General features: G+C 35.4%; 15 protein-coding genes. 9 read left to right on the top strand and 6 right to left on the bottom strand.

Annotated features, from left to right (window positions below):
* Positions 1-21: 21 nt before the first annotated feature.
* Positions 22-588 carry a DUF2892 domain-containing protein gene (locus tag AC4FQ5_RS14555; protein WP_491144442.1) on the bottom strand — a complete coding sequence of 189 codons (567 nt, stop codon included), beginning with the start codon at positions 586-588 and terminating at the stop codon, positions 22-24.
* Positions 589-663: 75 nt separating this feature from the next.
* Positions 664-1,158 carry a dihydrofolate reductase gene (locus AC4FQ5_RS14550; RefSeq protein ID WP_491144440.1) on the bottom strand — a complete coding sequence of 165 codons (495 nt, stop codon included), beginning with the start codon at positions 1,156-1,158 and terminating at the stop codon, positions 664-666.
* Positions 1,159-1,320: 162 nt separating this feature from the next.
* Here AC4FQ5_RS14550 and AC4FQ5_RS14545 point away from each other — a divergent pair, with 162 nt between their 5' ends.
* The 5 genes from AC4FQ5_RS14545 (at position 1,321) to AC4FQ5_RS14525 (ending at position 5,850) form a co-directional block, all read left to right on the top strand.
* Positions 1,321-1,929 carry a LemA family protein gene (locus AC4FQ5_RS14545; RefSeq protein WP_263004791.1) on the top strand — a complete coding sequence of 203 codons (609 nt, stop codon included), beginning with the start codon at positions 1,321-1,323 and terminating at the stop codon, positions 1,927-1,929.
* A complete protein-coding gene (locus tag AC4FQ5_RS14540) occupies positions 1,926-2,357 on the top strand; it encodes a TPM domain-containing protein (RefSeq protein ID WP_491144656.1) in 432 nt (143 codons plus the stop codon). The genes AC4FQ5_RS14545 and AC4FQ5_RS14540 overlap by 4 nt, the downstream gene beginning before the upstream one ends.
* Positions 2,338-3,135: a TPM domain-containing protein gene (locus AC4FQ5_RS14535; protein WP_491144438.1), complete on the top strand. Its 798-nt coding sequence runs from the start codon at positions 2,338-2,340 to the stop codon at positions 3,133-3,135. The genes AC4FQ5_RS14540 and AC4FQ5_RS14535 overlap by 20 nt, the downstream gene beginning before the upstream one ends.
* A gap of 306 nt (positions 3,136-3,441) precedes the next feature.
* Complete coding sequence (locus tag AC4FQ5_RS14530; RefSeq protein WP_491144436.1) at positions 3,442-3,963, top strand: NAD(P)H-dependent oxidoreductase; 522 nt, start codon at positions 3,442-3,444, stop codon at positions 3,961-3,963.
* Positions 3,964-5,850 (top strand): monovalent cation:proton antiporter-2 (CPA2) family protein, encoded by a 1,887-nt coding sequence (locus AC4FQ5_RS14525; RefSeq protein WP_491144435.1) that lies wholly within the window; start codon positions 3,964-3,966, stop codon positions 5,848-5,850. It abuts the gene before it with no gap.
* Positions 5,851-5,852: 2 nt separating this feature from the next.
* Here the strand turns inward: AC4FQ5_RS14525 and AC4FQ5_RS14520 are convergent, their stop codons facing one another.
* Positions 5,853-6,653: a head GIN domain-containing protein gene (locus tag AC4FQ5_RS14520; protein ID WP_491144433.1), complete on the bottom strand. Its 801-nt coding sequence runs from the start codon at positions 6,651-6,653 to the stop codon at positions 5,853-5,855.
* A gap of 228 nt (positions 6,654-6,881) precedes the next feature.
* Here AC4FQ5_RS14520 and AC4FQ5_RS14515 point away from each other — a divergent pair, with 228 nt between their 5' ends.
* Both AC4FQ5_RS14515 and AC4FQ5_RS14510 read left to right on the top strand, forming a co-directional pair.
* Positions 6,882-9,023, top strand: coding sequence for a M3 family metallopeptidase (locus tag AC4FQ5_RS14515; RefSeq protein ID WP_491144432.1), 2,142 nt, complete (start codon positions 6,882-6,884; stop codon positions 9,021-9,023).
* A 393-nt stretch (positions 9,024-9,416) separates the two neighbouring features.
* A complete protein-coding gene (locus AC4FQ5_RS14510; protein ID WP_491144430.1) occupies positions 9,417-9,794 on the top strand; it encodes a YchJ family protein in 378 nt (125 codons plus the stop codon).
* 64 nt (positions 9,795-9,858) lie between these two features.
* On the opposite strand, the gene AC4FQ5_RS14505 is transcribed toward AC4FQ5_RS14510, so the two are convergent.
* Together AC4FQ5_RS14505 and AC4FQ5_RS14500 are read right to left on the bottom strand one after the other, a co-directional pair.
* Positions 9,859-10,359, bottom strand: coding sequence for an FKBP-type peptidyl-prolyl cis-trans isomerase (locus AC4FQ5_RS14505; protein ID WP_491144428.1), 501 nt, complete (start codon positions 10,357-10,359; stop codon positions 9,859-9,861).
* A 96-nt stretch (positions 10,360-10,455) separates the two neighbouring features.
* Positions 10,456-10,719, bottom strand: a complete 264-nt coding sequence (locus AC4FQ5_RS14500) for a VF530 family protein (RefSeq protein WP_491144426.1) — start codon at positions 10,717-10,719, stop codon at positions 10,456-10,458.
* Between the two features lie 120 nt (positions 10,720-10,839).
* Here AC4FQ5_RS14500 and AC4FQ5_RS14495 point away from each other — a divergent pair, with 120 nt between their 5' ends.
* The gene (locus AC4FQ5_RS14495; protein ID WP_491144424.1) at positions 10,840-10,989 is read left to right on the top strand and encodes a hypothetical protein; all 150 of its coding nucleotides are present in this window, start codon (positions 10,840-10,842) and stop codon (positions 10,987-10,989) included.
* Between the two features lie 240 nt (positions 10,990-11,229).
* On the opposite strand, the gene AC4FQ5_RS14490 is transcribed toward AC4FQ5_RS14495, so the two are convergent.
* A complete protein-coding gene (locus tag AC4FQ5_RS14490) occupies positions 11,230-12,078 on the bottom strand; it encodes a hypothetical protein (protein WP_491144423.1) in 849 nt (282 codons plus the stop codon).
* 83 nt (positions 12,079-12,161) lie between these two features.
* On the opposite strand from AC4FQ5_RS14490, the gene AC4FQ5_RS14485 reads away from it, so the two are divergent.
* On the top strand, positions 12,162-13,367 hold the full coding sequence (locus AC4FQ5_RS14485) for a metallophosphoesterase family protein (protein WP_491144421.1): 1,206 nt from the start codon (positions 12,162-12,164) through the stop codon (positions 13,365-13,367).
* Positions 13,368-13,370: the final 3 nt, after the last annotated feature.

Raw genomic sequence — 13,370 nt, 5'->3', positions numbered from 1 at the left:
TACATTTTATAAGCTGTTTTATTAAAACTTCCCTCTGTTTCTCATATGAGGATTGTGAATATGCTTTTGCATGGTCGGCATTTTCAGCTGATCTTTCATCATCTTGATCTGATCAGTCATCATTCCCGCAGTATCTAGTGCTTTTGCTTCATCCAAAAGTCTTTGTCCTTCCTGTCTTCTTCCTTTTGAGATTGCTCCGGCCGCTAAATTTAAAGTCGCCATTGCTCTGTCATGTTTCATATTCAGACCATATTCCAAAGCTTTTTTCATCAAAGGTTCAACTTTCGTAGGATGATCCTGAGCTAAAACTAGCCCTTGAAGATAATGGTAATAACCATACTGTGTTTTGTGAAGCTGAGCTTTATAATCTGTGATATTGTTTAAAAATTTTGAAGCTTTTATCATATCCTGTTTTCTCAGTTGCCAAAATGCCAAAAGGATATTTTCGTTTTTAAAGAATAGAAAAATGGGCAAAGCAGATAATAGGAAAATTACAATTCCCCAACCTAAGTCTCTTGTGAAAATCATCATGTAAAGACCTCCCAGAATCAGAAGTGCCGCAACTGCGATTTTTATGTATTTATTCATTATTAAAATTTAGAAGTGCAAAGATAAAGAATTTAGATGTTAGAAGCTAAATGTTAGGAGCCAGAATTACCACAGCTATTCTGTCTTTATTTTATCAAAAGTCTGAAAAGAGAAATCGTACTGATTTTTTTCGTCTTTTTCATGGAAAACTTCTTCTGTCAATTTCCAGATTTTAGAATCAATTTTCGGAAAATATGTATCGGCATCCAATTGAGCCTTCACAAGGGTAACTTCTAATCTGTCAGCAATTTCCATTGTCTGTTCGTAGATATTTCCACCACCGATAATGAAAACATTTTCATCAATCTTTTTTGCGAATTTAACGGCTTCTTTAATGCTTCCAACAATCAAAATCCCTTCCTCAAACCAGTTTTTTTTTCTTGATATTACAATATTGGTGCGGTTTGGGAGTGCCTTTCCAATGCTCTCATAGGTTTTTCTTCCCATAATGATCGGATGTCCTGATGTGAGATCTTTAAAATGTTTTAAATCTTTCGGAAGATGCCAAAGCAACTGGTTATCAGCACCAATTTCATTTTTCTCGCCCATTGCGACCACTATTGTTGTCATTCAATTATTTTTCTGCAAAATTAGCACATAATTTGTATATTTGGGTAGCACAATAAAATTTAAAAAGAAAATAAAATAATCAACTTCATCAGACAAAAACTCTTTCAAAGATGAAAGAACAATTTCAAATAACTATTAAAATAAACAATTAAAAACTCACATATGAAAAACAAAGGTTGCCTGAGCGCCGGAACCATCGGTATTGCTCTTTTAATTATCGTTGCGGTATTATTTTTCTGGGGAAAAAGCGGATACAACAATTTTGTCACAAAGGAACAGACTGTAAATACCAAATGGTCTAACGTGGAAACGGTTTATCAAAAACGAGCCAACCTGATTCCAAATCTGGAAAGAACAGTAAAATCTTATTCAAAATTTGAGCAGGAAACTTTGACCAAAGTGGTGGAAGCACGTTCAAAAGCTACCTCAATCAACATTGATCCTACAAATATGACCGAAGCTGATCTGGCTAAATTTCAGGCAGCACAGGGAGAATTATCCGGAGCATTAAGCAGATTGATGGCAGTTGTAGAGTCGTACCCTAATCTTAAGGCAGACCAGCAATACATCAATTTCCAGAGAGAATATACGGCAATTGAAAACAGCATCAGAACAGAAACTGTTTATTATAACGGAGCTGCTCAGGATTACAACACTTCCATCAAGACATTCCCGAATAATATTCTGGCAAATTTCACCAACTTCAAAGAAAAACCATACTTCAAAGCAGCTGCAGGAGCAGAAAAAGCACCGGAAGTTTTCACAGAATAATGAGCCAATATCTTACAGATCAACAGATAGCTTCCCTTGTGGAAGCTATTCAGTCGGCAGAAGACCATTCTACCGGAGAAATTCGGGTGCATATTGATTCAACCACTGACGGCAATAATGCAGAAATAGCTTTTGAAGTGTTCAACAAACTTTGCAAGGATAAAACTGCAGAAAAAAATGCGGTTCTTTTTCATATTAATTTTGATCAGAAATATCTTACCATTATCGGTGACACAGGAATCCATGCAAAAGTGCATCAGTCATATTGGGATCATCTGCACGATTTTATCACTTCAGAATTCGCAAAAGGCAATTATTATAAAGCTTTAAAAAGTGCCATTCTCGAAACCGGTCTTGAACTCAAAAAATACTTTCCTGTAACGGGAGAAAACCACAACGAACTTCCCAATGAGATTACGTTCTCTTAAAATACTGTCTTCATTTTTCCTTATCTGCTTTTACTCTTTTGTAACGGCACAATATACTATTCCCGAAAAACCATCAGTTTTATATCCCGTATATGACGAAGGAAATCTTCTCACCAGTCAGGAAAAAAACGAACTCAACAACAAGCTCATCAAATTTGCAGATTCTACCTCAACGGAAATTGAAGTAATTATTATTTCTTCAACCAAAGGCGAAGACATCAATTATCTTGCAACCATGTTTGGTGAAAAATGGGGAATCGGACAAAAAGATGTTGACAATGGAGTTGTTTTTCTGATCGCAACCGAAGACAGAACCATGTCGATTCAACAAGGGCGAGCTGTTGAACAATATTTAACAGCTTCAGTTGCAGGACAGATTTTAGACTACATTGTTACTCCAAAATTCAAGCAGGGAAAATGGTACGAAGGAATTAATGGCGGGACAACTGCAATCATGGAAGCCGTGCAGGGTAAATTTAAACCTTTAGCCAATCAGAAAAAAACAGGAGACACCAGTATTTCCAAGTTGATTATTATCGGGTTTGTCATTTTCATTATTCTTATCGTTATTTTTGGGAACAGAGGCGGCGGTAATGACGATGGAGATGTAATTCTCAGCCGAAGAGGACGCAGAAATTACCCCGGTGGATTTTTTCCATTTCCCGGAAGCTTTGGTGGTGGTTTCGGTGGAGGAAGCTCTGGAGGAAGCGGCGGCGGTTTTGGGGGCTTCGGCGGTGGCGGAAGTTTTGGGGGCGGTGGTGCTTCTGGTGGATGGTAAAATTACTTTTTTATTTGTCATTCCGTAGGAATCTCAATAAAGTTTTAAATAGTTCGCTTAGATTCCTCCGGAATGACAAACAATTTTTTTTTCAGATACAGATAACATCAATTCAATTTAAACAAATATAGAATCGGTCATTTCAGATCGATTTTTCTTTTTGATCAAATTAAAACCCTTACAATTATAAATTTCTTTATCTTTTTAATATTGAATTCAATTTTTCATGTTGAAAAGTTAATAGAAACGGTGTAAAAACGACTTTTATCTAATATTTTTTCATTATATTTACTCAAAACAGGTTTTATGAAAAAAACGCTGGTGGTTTTTGCACATCCTTATCTGGAACACTCAAACTCAAATGTAGAGTTGATCAACTTCTACGTCCGTCATCAGCATTTTACTTTACGAGATCTTTACGAAGAATATCCTGATTTTCATATTGCTGCTTTTCGTGAACGGAAACGTCTGAAAAATTACGACCGGTTTATCTTTCAGTTTCCCATTATCTGGTTCGGAATGCCACCTTTGTTAAGACTTTGGATCGATGAAGTTTTTGACAGAAACTGGCTCAACGAGGGAGAAGAAAATCCTTTAGAAGGGAAAGAAGTTTATATCGTTGTGACGACCGGAGGAAAAGAAAGATCGTTCAGCAAAGAAGGAACGTATCAATATACAGTTGAAGAATTAATCAGCGGTCTTATTGTATCTTTAAAGGTTTTTAAAGCTAGGATCAAAGACATCATCATCGTTTACGAAGCCAACAAACTTTCAAAAAAAGAAATTATTTTACACAAACAAAAATTCGCAAAACTTCTAAATCAATAAATGGAATCTACTTTAGCCATGAATACCCTTCTTTTTCTGGGCGTTGCCATTATTATGGTTCCGTTGGCGAGAAAATTGGGTTTAAGTTCAGTCATTGGTTATATTTTAGGTGGAATTATCATCGGACCTTATATTCTGAAACTGACAGGAAAAGATGTTGACGACATTATGCATGCCAGTGAATTTGGAGTCATTATGCTTTTGTTTTTGGTCGGATTAGAACTGGAACCCAGAAAGTTCTGGGAAATGCGGAAGAAAATTCTTGGTCTCGGAATGACTCAAATGGTCTTAACGATTTCATTACTTTTCTTAATATTCATTTCAGTTGGATGGAAAACTGATAAAGCATTTGCCATTGCGATGTGTTTTGCGCTATCTTCAACAGCGATTGTTCTTCAGACTTTGCAGGAAAAAAACAGTTTTAAAACAGTTGCAGGAGAAGCATCATTCTCTACTCTGTTATTTCAGGATATTGCAGTAATTCCGATTTTGGCGATTTTACCTTTACTTGCCCATTCTAAAGTGAAACATAATGAAAATGAAGTTCAGGTTCTAATTCAAAAACTACCGGATTGGCTACAAGCCGGAACCGTAATCATGGGAGTTGTGATTCTGATTTTATTAGGAAGATATGTTTTTGTACCCTTTTTAAGGTACGTCTCAAAAGCGGGTATGACCGAATTACTAACGGCTTCTTCCCTATTTTTAGTTATCGGAGTTTCTGAATTGATGGTTTCGATCGGGCTTTCTCCTGCATTGGGAGCCTTTCTGGCAGGTGTTATGCTGGCAAACAGTGAGTTTAGACATGAGCTGGAAGCACAAATCGATCCTTTCAAAGGATTACTTTTAGCCGTTTTTTTTGTAAGCGTAGGTTCTACAATGAATTTTAATGTGATTGCAGCAGATCCTTTGTTTATTTTCTCAACCGTTTTTACAGTTCTTGCAGTAAAATTTGCTGTCCTTTTTGCTATCGGAAAGTTTTTCAAGATGGATAATCCTCAGAGTTTATTCTACGCATTTGCATTGTCGCAGGTTGGGGAATTCGCTTTTGTATTGATCAATTACGGATCAGATCTTTATCTTTTTGGAGCGGAATTAAATGCACAAATGATGGCAGTCACCGCAATTACGATGTGTATCACTCCCTTTCTTTTAATAATAAATGATAAACTGATTACTCCAAAATTCTTAAGTGGAATTCCTGAAGAAAAAAGTGATTTTGATATTCTCGAAAACAATATTACGCAAAAGAAAATCATCATCGTTGGTTTTGGTCATTTTGGAAGCACCGTAGGACGTTTATTAAAAGCAAATAAAATTAAAGCTACTGTTCTTGACAGAGATTCTGACCGAGTAAAGTTATTGCGTGGTTACGGATTTAAAGTTTATTATGGTGACGCCACAAGAATCCCAGTTTTGAGAGCTGCAGGAATTGAAGATGCGGAAATTCTGGTACTATGTCTCGATAATTCCGGAGATAATAAATTTATTGCAGAATTGGTAAGCGAGCATTATCCTGATGTAAAAATATTCGTAAGAGCAAAAAACAGGATTGACGCTTATTCTTATTTAAACAACGGAATCGACAATATTTACCGTGAAACCTTGGGAACTGCCGTAGATATGGCAGTCGATGTTCTCCACGAAACCGGAATGCGAAAGTATGCTGCACGTCGTCTCGGTCAGCGTTTTATGGCAATTGATAAAGCTTCGATCAGAAAACTGGCAAAATCTGATGACGATGATGAGATCCGCTTGTTTACCACAAAAGAACTCCTCCAGAGAGAGGAGGAGTTATTGGCTTATGACAATCTCAATTTTGATGGTAAAAACTGGGAAGGTTCTTCATCATCTGCCGAGGAAGACGATGAGGAGAATAAAGATTAATTTTATTGAATATTTACGCTTCCGCCGCTGCTTTCTTCTTTTTTCACGGTAGTCACGTTTCCTTTTTTATAAACATTCACGCTCCCGCCTGAAGAAGCTTCTGCATCAATAGTAGAACTTGCGCTCACTTCTAAGCTTGCACCACTGGATGCTTCCGCTCTAAGATTTTCTACAATGACATTTTTTCCATTCATACTGCTTCCTGATGATGAGCTTATCTCTGCATTTTTAGATTTACCGGAAATTGAAATACTCGCTGCTGAAGATGCATCAACATCCAGATCTACAGCCCAGATTTTACCGTCAAAACTACTGCTGCTGTCAGCAGAAATTTCAAGATCATTTGCTTCAAGATTGCCTGTGATGCTTGCAGCGCTTGAAGCCTCAATATCAGTTTTTTCCTGTGTAAATTTATCTTTTACATTGATACTTGCTGCAGAATTGGCAATCAGTTTCACAAAATCTTTAGCATAAATTTTCGCAGTCACATTATTCGTATTCATTACACGAAATCCTGTTTTGTAATGAATATGAATTTTTCCGTTTCTCCTTTCTACCAAAACCTCATCGATAATATTAGCCGGTGCAGAGATAACTACTTTTTCTACATCAGATTTGATAATTTCAGCTTCAATCGCCTGTGAAACTTCAATTTCGTCAAAATCTCCGCTGAATTCTTTTTGTTTTAAAGGTCCGTGATCTTTATTGGTGACATCGGGAAGCCATTTTGATTTTTCAGATTTTTCATTGCATGCGGAAAGAACAATGAGTCCGGAAAAAAGTAAAATTGCAGGATATTTCATGGTTGGTTTTAATAAATTTTGTTTGTATTAATATAACAACTAAAATATAAAAAATATTACATAGTTCTTTGCAGATTTTTCGATTCTTGCTGATTTCCAGATTTCAATTTAAATAAATCTGAGAAATCACTCAATCTGTGAGATCTTTTTAAGCAATATTTCAGAACACAAGCATTTTAAAATTATCAATTACTTTTAATATCTTTAGACTTTAATAATAATTCATCTATGAAAAACATTTCATCAGCATTATTAATTTCTGCCTTGGCATTCAATTACTCGTGTACCACAATGAAAACAAACGACATAAAACAGGAAATTCCTGTTCCGGATTCTTCGCTTTCTTCGAATCCGTTTATGAAAAAAAGTAAGCTTCAGTACGAAGCTCCAGAATTTGATAAAATTAAAGACGAACATTTCAAACCCGCTTTTGAATTTGGTTTAAAACAGCACGATGCTGAAATCCTTAAAATTGCCAACAATTCTGAAGCAGCAACTTTCGAAAATACAATTGTTGCTTTAGAAAAAAGCGGTGAAATTCTGAAAAGAGCCATAACGATATTCTCAAACCTGACAAGTGCGAACACAAACCCTACTTTACAGGCTTTAGATGAAGAATTTGCACCGGTTTTTGCGGCACATTCCGATAAAATGTATCTGAATGAAAATTTATATAACAGAATAAAATCGATTTCAGAAAACGGCTTAGATTCTGAAAGTAAAAGATTATTACAATTTTACAAGCAAAACTTTGAAATTGCCGGAGCCAATCTTTCTGCTGCTGATAAAGAAAAACTAAAGCAGTACAATCAGGAAATGGCTTCTTTGTCAACACAATATTCAAACAAATTGCTTGAAGCAAGAAAAGAAGGCGGAATTATCATTGACGATGTAAAAGAACTTGACGGACTTTCCGCTGACGAAATTGCAGCTGCGGCAGCCGATGCAAAAACTGCAGGAAAAGAAGGAAAATATCTTTTAGCTCTTCAGAATACGACACAACAACCCGTTTTACAAAACCTTACGAACAGAGCAACTCGTGAAAAAGTTTTCAAAGCTTCATGGATGAGAGCCGAAAAAGGAGGAAATAGCGACACGAGAGAAACGATTGAAAAACTGGCAAATTTAAGACTGAAAAAAGCTCAGATTTTAGGCAAAAAAAGCTTCGCAGAATGGAAACTACAGGATCAGATGGCAAAAACTCCTGATGCAGCGGTAAAATTGATGAATCAGTTGGCAACTCCTGCTGTAGAAACAGCAAAACGTGAAGCAAAAGACATTCAGGATTTGATCGATCAGCAAAAAGGCGGTTTCAAATTAGAACCGTGGGACTGGAATTTCTACGCTGAACAGGTGAGAAAAGCGAAATTTGATTTAGATGAAAACCAGATCAAGCCTTATTTTGAAATCACAACCGTTCTGGAAAAAGGAGTTTTCTTCGCAGCTGAAAAATTCTACGGACTTACCTTTAAAAAAAGAACTGATCTTCCTGTTTATCATCCCGATGTCGTAACCTACGAAGTTTTCGATCACGACGGAAAATCTTTAGCAATTTATTATTTAGACTTCTACACACGAGATTCTAAAAACGGTGGCGCATGGATGAGTAATTTCGTTGAACAGTCTTATCTGTTAGGAACAAAACCTGTTATTGTAAACTGTTACAATTATCAAAAACCGGCTCCCGGGAAACCTTCATTGATCAGTTATGATGATGTTACTACGATTTTCCATGAGTTTGGCCATTCGATTCACGGAATGTTTGCCAGTCAGAAATATCCTTCCCTTTCAGGAACCAATGTTCCGAGAGATTTTGTAGAATTTCCTTCGCAGATTAACGAACATTGGGCTTTAGATCCTGTTGTTCTTAAAAATTACGCTCTTCATTATGAAACGAAACAGCCAATTCCACAGGCTTTGGTTGATAAGATTAAAAATGCGGCAACTTTTAATCAGGGTTATATGACTACTGAATTGGTTTCTGCTGCCGCTTTGGATATGGACTGGCATTCAGTAACTAATGAAGGACAATTGCTTCCGGTTTTAGATTTTGAAAAACAATCTTTAGCTAACCACGGATTTACTTTATCAACCGTTCCGCCAAGATACCATACTCCATATTTCGCACACATTTGGGGCGGAGGTTATTCGGCGGGATATTACGCGTATTTATGGTCTGAGACTTTAGACAGCGATGCTTGGGAATGGATTTCAAAAAATGGCGGATTGACCAGAAAAAATGGTGACCGTTTCAGAAAATTCATTCTTTCTGTTGGTAATTCTGTTGATTTGAATCAGGCATTCAGAGATTTCACAGGACATGATCCCGATATCAAGCCGTTGTTGAGAAACAGAGGTTTTATTAAATAAATTTTAAAAAGCATTCATTTTTTGGATGCTTTTTTTATTAGTACAAATTGTAGGAATTTATTTCTCGCAGATTTTGCGGATTGAGCAGATTATCATTAGAATCTGTAAAAATATGTGGGAGAATTTTTAAACAAATAACACTATTGTTTTCACAAATCACACAATTTAGTTCCCCACGAATTGCACAGATTTACACAGATGTTTTTTGAAAAATTCAAATCTGCTTCATCTGCTCAATCCGCAAAATCTGCGAGAGATAGATTTTGACTAAAGCCAATTGCAATTATAATAATTTTTAGACGGGCTAAAGCCCGCCCCTACTGATTCCAAATTTGTGTCATTCGTGCAAAAATATTCGTGTACATTTGTGTTTGAAAATTTAAAAAATAAGAAATGAACTGTCCCTGCTGCTCCGGAAAACCCTACGAAGAATGTTGCAAACCGTATCACACGGGAGAAAAATATGCTCCGACCGCAGAAGCTTTGATGCGTTCGCGTTTCTCGGCATTTGCCATTCCGAATGGAAAGTATTTAATGGAAACAACTTCGCCCAGCAAGAGACAATTTCACAATACAAAAGATCTGCAGGAATGGGGAGAAATTAATGAATGGACAAAACTGGAAATCGTGGACAAACCTTCTCTCAGCAAAGTTGAATTTAAGGCTTTTTATACCGATGAAGAAGGACAAAAAAATGTTCACCATGAATTATCAAAATTCAAAATGATTCAAAACCGTTGGTACTATGTTTCGGGGGATTTTTTAGAATGATTTAATTAATAACAAAAAAATGTCCGAGCAAAAGTCGGACATTTCATATTATATTTAAATATTATTAGTGAGCTTCGTCTCCGTCAACTCCATGAGCATGACCGTGAGCCAATTCTTCTTCAGTCGCAGGACGCGTATTTAAAATTTCAACCTGAAAATCCAAAACTTTCCCAGCCATTGGATGGTTAAGATCTGCTATTACAACTTCAGGAGTAACTTCTACCACAAATGCCTGGAAATTATTTCCCTGATCATCAGATAGTGGTAAAATAGCTCCTACTGGTGGAATTCCAGCTTCACCAAACATATCGATTGGCAACTGGGCAATAGCATCTTCCTGCTTTTCACCGTACGCTTCTTCCGGCTGAATTACGAAAGCAGCATTATCTCCGGCTTTCAAACCTAAGATATTCTGTTCAAATTTTGGAATCATCATTCCAACTCCATATAAAAATGTAAGTGGATTTTCTGCAGTCGTTTCTTCAACAAGAACTTTACTTCCATCCTCTTCAATAGTGTGAAGTATGTAGCTTACCGCTACAACGTGATTGTGATCAATTGTCATAATTTTTCTTTTTTTCGTGAGATTTTTCACGATTAACGGCGCAAATATACTGCTTTTGAAATCATTGAATGCCGAAAACGTATTAAAAGAAAATTATTAAATGTCAAGCTTATTATCCTTTTTAGCTTCATTTTTCTTTTTCTGTCTCAAAACATAGAGATACAAACTCTCTACTTTAGTTCTTGCCCAATCAGTTTTTCGTAAAAATTTCAGAGATGAATTGATACTTGGGTTGTCTGTAAAACATTTGATATTGATCTGTTCGCCCAGTTTTTCAAATCCCTGATAATATTCTACCAGTTCTTCAAGAATGGCATCAAGTCTTTTTCCGTGCAGAGGATCTTTTGATTTTTCTTCCATAACGCAGTAAAATTAAAATATTTTATCCGACTTGACGACTAAAATTGTTTAGACTCTTAATCTTTAGTATTTTTGATGAAGATATTCTTATCAATAAAAATCACTCATTACAAAAAAAATATGAGCAAAAACAACGAAGCGAACAGGAAAAAGAATAAAAATAAAATCGATCAGAAAAAACGGAAAATTCAAAACGCAGAAGCAGAAAGAAAAGCACGTTTAAAGCAAATCCGGGAAGATTTTAAAGCAAGAGAAGCCAATAATAGTTAATCATATTCTTTAAAACGAAAAACTGCATTTAGTTACAAACAGCTTGCTTTACTTAAATGTCATTTGCATTTGATTACAAGCAAGGTTATTTTAAACAAAAGTAGAATGCATTTTGTCACAAACAAGGTTGTTTTGCCAAATGTAGCTTGCATTTGATTACAAACAAAGTTGTTTTAAACAAAAGTAATTTGCAGTTGATTACAAACATTGTTGTTTGAAGAAATTAAAAATTCAGAAAAACTATTCTGACTTTTCCTTCGATTTTTCTTCTTTTCCCTTTGTAATGTTCTCTGCCATATTTTTAAAATTCTCACTTTTCATAATGATAAGATTATTATTAGGATTCCAAATACTAGTAAATTTTTTAGAGACTGTAATATAGCTTTCCCAATTTGTAAATTTCTGATAAAGCATCAAAGTACAAATATCTGTCGGCGTCATGGTCTGCCAATTTTCAATCACATGAGAATGCACTCCACTTACGGTTTTTCCAACTTTATCGTCATTGATATTTTGGGCAATCATACTGTTATGAAGTCTTTCAACATTTTTCACTTCATTTTTATTATTGAAAGTAATCAGATAATCGTTTCCAAACACAACAACGTTATCAACAGAAGGTCCGGTCAAAACATAGACTTTCTTTACTTTGTTCTTGATAATGGGAACAATATTAAAATTAGTGTTCTTATATGATTTGAAGATCGTATCATTTTTTATCCTCGCTAAAGCATTTTGTCTGATTGTGAAATAGTCTGTTTCCAGCGGTGTAAAATCTCTTTCCTTCAAATCAAATTTTGCATCTTTTGGATTATAGTTTGTGGGAAAAGCAATGGTTGCCAAAACCTTATTCTCCTTCGAAAAAAAAACACATTTAGGAACAGATTCATCAATGTAGGAGAAATATCCACTTACATTTTCCATTTTAGCATAATTTTCTCTGAAGATATCCGTACCGTACCAACTTGCCATCTCGCTTCGGTACAGGGCAATTCCTTCTTCATTAATTTCTTTTGAAATTTTTTCGAGATTTTGAGCATTAAAAAGGGTAACAAGCAAAATAAGAAACGGAGTGAAAATACATTTCATAAGATTAGTTTTTTTCAAAAGTAGGAAATAACATTTTCTTTCAGAAATTTCACATTAGGTTTTTAGTTTCTTAAATTTGAAATATGAAAATTCTGCACACCGCCGATTGGCATCTAGGCAAACGACTAGACCGTTTTTCACGCTTGGAAGAACAGGTTTTGGTTTTAAATGAAATTGTTGAAATTGCCGATGAACAAAATGTTGATCTAGTTTTAATTGCCGGAGATTTATTCGATAATTTTAATCCAAGTGTTGAGGCAACAGAACTTTTTTATAAGACATTAAAAAGGTTATCACTAAACGGAAAGCGTCCTGTCATTGCCATATCAGGAAATCATGATTCGCCAAGCTTGATTGATGCACCAGATCCTTTGGCAAGAGAATGCGGAATTATCTTAATCGGTCATCCAAAAGCGAATATTGCTCCTTTTGCACTCGAACATTTTAAAATTTCAAATTCTACTCATGGTTTTATTGAATTACAATTAAAAAATCAACACTTCCCTGTGAGAATTTTACATACACCTTATGCGAATGAAGTTCGTTTGAAAGAATATTTCGGGGAGAACAAAGAGGAAGAGCTCAACAAAGTTTTAGCAGAAAACTGGGCAGCAATCGCCAATGAATTCTGTGATAAAAACGGAGTTAATCTTTTGATGGCTCATTTGTATATCAACAAAAAAGGAGCGCCTATTCTAGAAGAACCGGAAGGTGAAAAACCTATCAAAATTGGTAACGCAGACCTTATTTATTCGGATATTATTCCTCCGCAAATTCAATATACTGCTTTGGGACATCTGCACGGTTTTCAAAATATAGGAACTCCGGAAAAACCTGTTGTTTATTCGTCTTCGCCACTTTGCTACAGTTTCAGCGAAGCCGGGCAAACGAAATATGTTTCTATCATTGAAGCAGAACCCAATAAAGAAGTCTATTTTGAAAAATTAGCTTTAAAAAACGGAAAAAAACTGGTGAGAAAAACTTTTGATTCTGTGGAAAAAACAATCGAATGGCTTCAGAACAACCCAAATTCTCTAATTGAATTAACTTTAGAAAGCAGAACTTTTCCGAAAGTTGAGGAAATAAAATTGATTCATCAATCTCACAACGGAATTGTGCATTTTATTCCGAAAATTAAAAATCAGAATTTTAATGAAAATCAGTTGAATGAAATTAATATTAGTCGAGATCCTCTCCCTTTATTTATTGAATATTTTAAATTTAAAAATAATGGACAGGAGCCTAATGAGGAATTAATAAATTTATTTAAAGAAATCGAAAACTACTAATCT

The sequence above is a fragment of the Chryseobacterium sp. DT-167 genome, from assembly GCF_058310155.1.
This window is presented reverse-complemented; position numbering and strand designations above follow the sequence as displayed.

Excerpts from the sequence above, each read along its gene's own strand:
- AC4FQ5_RS14555 (WP_491144442.1), bottom strand. The coding sequence starts at position 588 with ATGAATAAATACATAAAAATCGCAGTTGCGGCACTTCTGATTCTGGGA.
- AC4FQ5_RS14550 (WP_491144440.1), bottom strand. The coding sequence starts at position 1,158 with ATGACAACAATAGTGGTCGCAATGGGCGAGAAAAATGAAATTGGTGCT.
- AC4FQ5_RS14545 (WP_263004791.1), top strand. The coding sequence starts at position 1,321 with ATGAAAAACAAAGGTTGCCTGAGCGCCGGAACCATCGGTATTGCTCTT.
- AC4FQ5_RS14535 (WP_491144438.1), top strand. The coding sequence starts at position 2,338 with ATGAGATTACGTTCTCTTAAAATACTGTCTTCATTTTTCCTTATCTGC.
- AC4FQ5_RS14530 (WP_491144436.1), top strand. The coding sequence starts at position 3,442 with ATGAAAAAAACGCTGGTGGTTTTTGCACATCCTTATCTGGAACACTCA.
- AC4FQ5_RS14525 (WP_491144435.1), top strand. The coding sequence starts at position 3,964 with ATGGAATCTACTTTAGCCATGAATACCCTTCTTTTTCTGGGCGTTGCC.
- AC4FQ5_RS14520 (WP_491144433.1), bottom strand. The coding sequence starts at position 6,653 with ATGAAATATCCTGCAATTTTACTTTTTTCCGGACTCATTGTTCTTTCC.
- AC4FQ5_RS14515 (WP_491144432.1), top strand. The coding sequence starts at position 6,882 with ATGAAAAACATTTCATCAGCATTATTAATTTCTGCCTTGGCATTCAAT.
- AC4FQ5_RS14510 (WP_491144430.1), top strand. The coding sequence starts at position 9,417 with ATGAACTGTCCCTGCTGCTCCGGAAAACCCTACGAAGAATGTTGCAAA.
- AC4FQ5_RS14505 (WP_491144428.1), bottom strand. The coding sequence starts at position 10,359 with ATGACAATTGATCACAATCACGTTGTAGCGGTAAGCTACATACTTCAC.
- AC4FQ5_RS14500 (WP_491144426.1), bottom strand. The coding sequence starts at position 10,719 with ATGGAAGAAAAATCAAAAGATCCTCTGCACGGAAAAAGACTTGATGCC.
- AC4FQ5_RS14495 (WP_491144424.1), top strand. The coding sequence starts at position 10,840 with ATGAGCAAAAACAACGAAGCGAACAGGAAAAAGAATAAAAATAAAATC.
- AC4FQ5_RS14490 (WP_491144423.1), bottom strand. The coding sequence starts at position 12,078 with ATGAAATGTATTTTCACTCCGTTTCTTATTTTGCTTGTTACCCTTTTT.
- AC4FQ5_RS14485 (WP_491144421.1), top strand. The coding sequence starts at position 12,162 with ATGAAAATTCTGCACACCGCCGATTGGCATCTAGGCAAACGACTAGAC.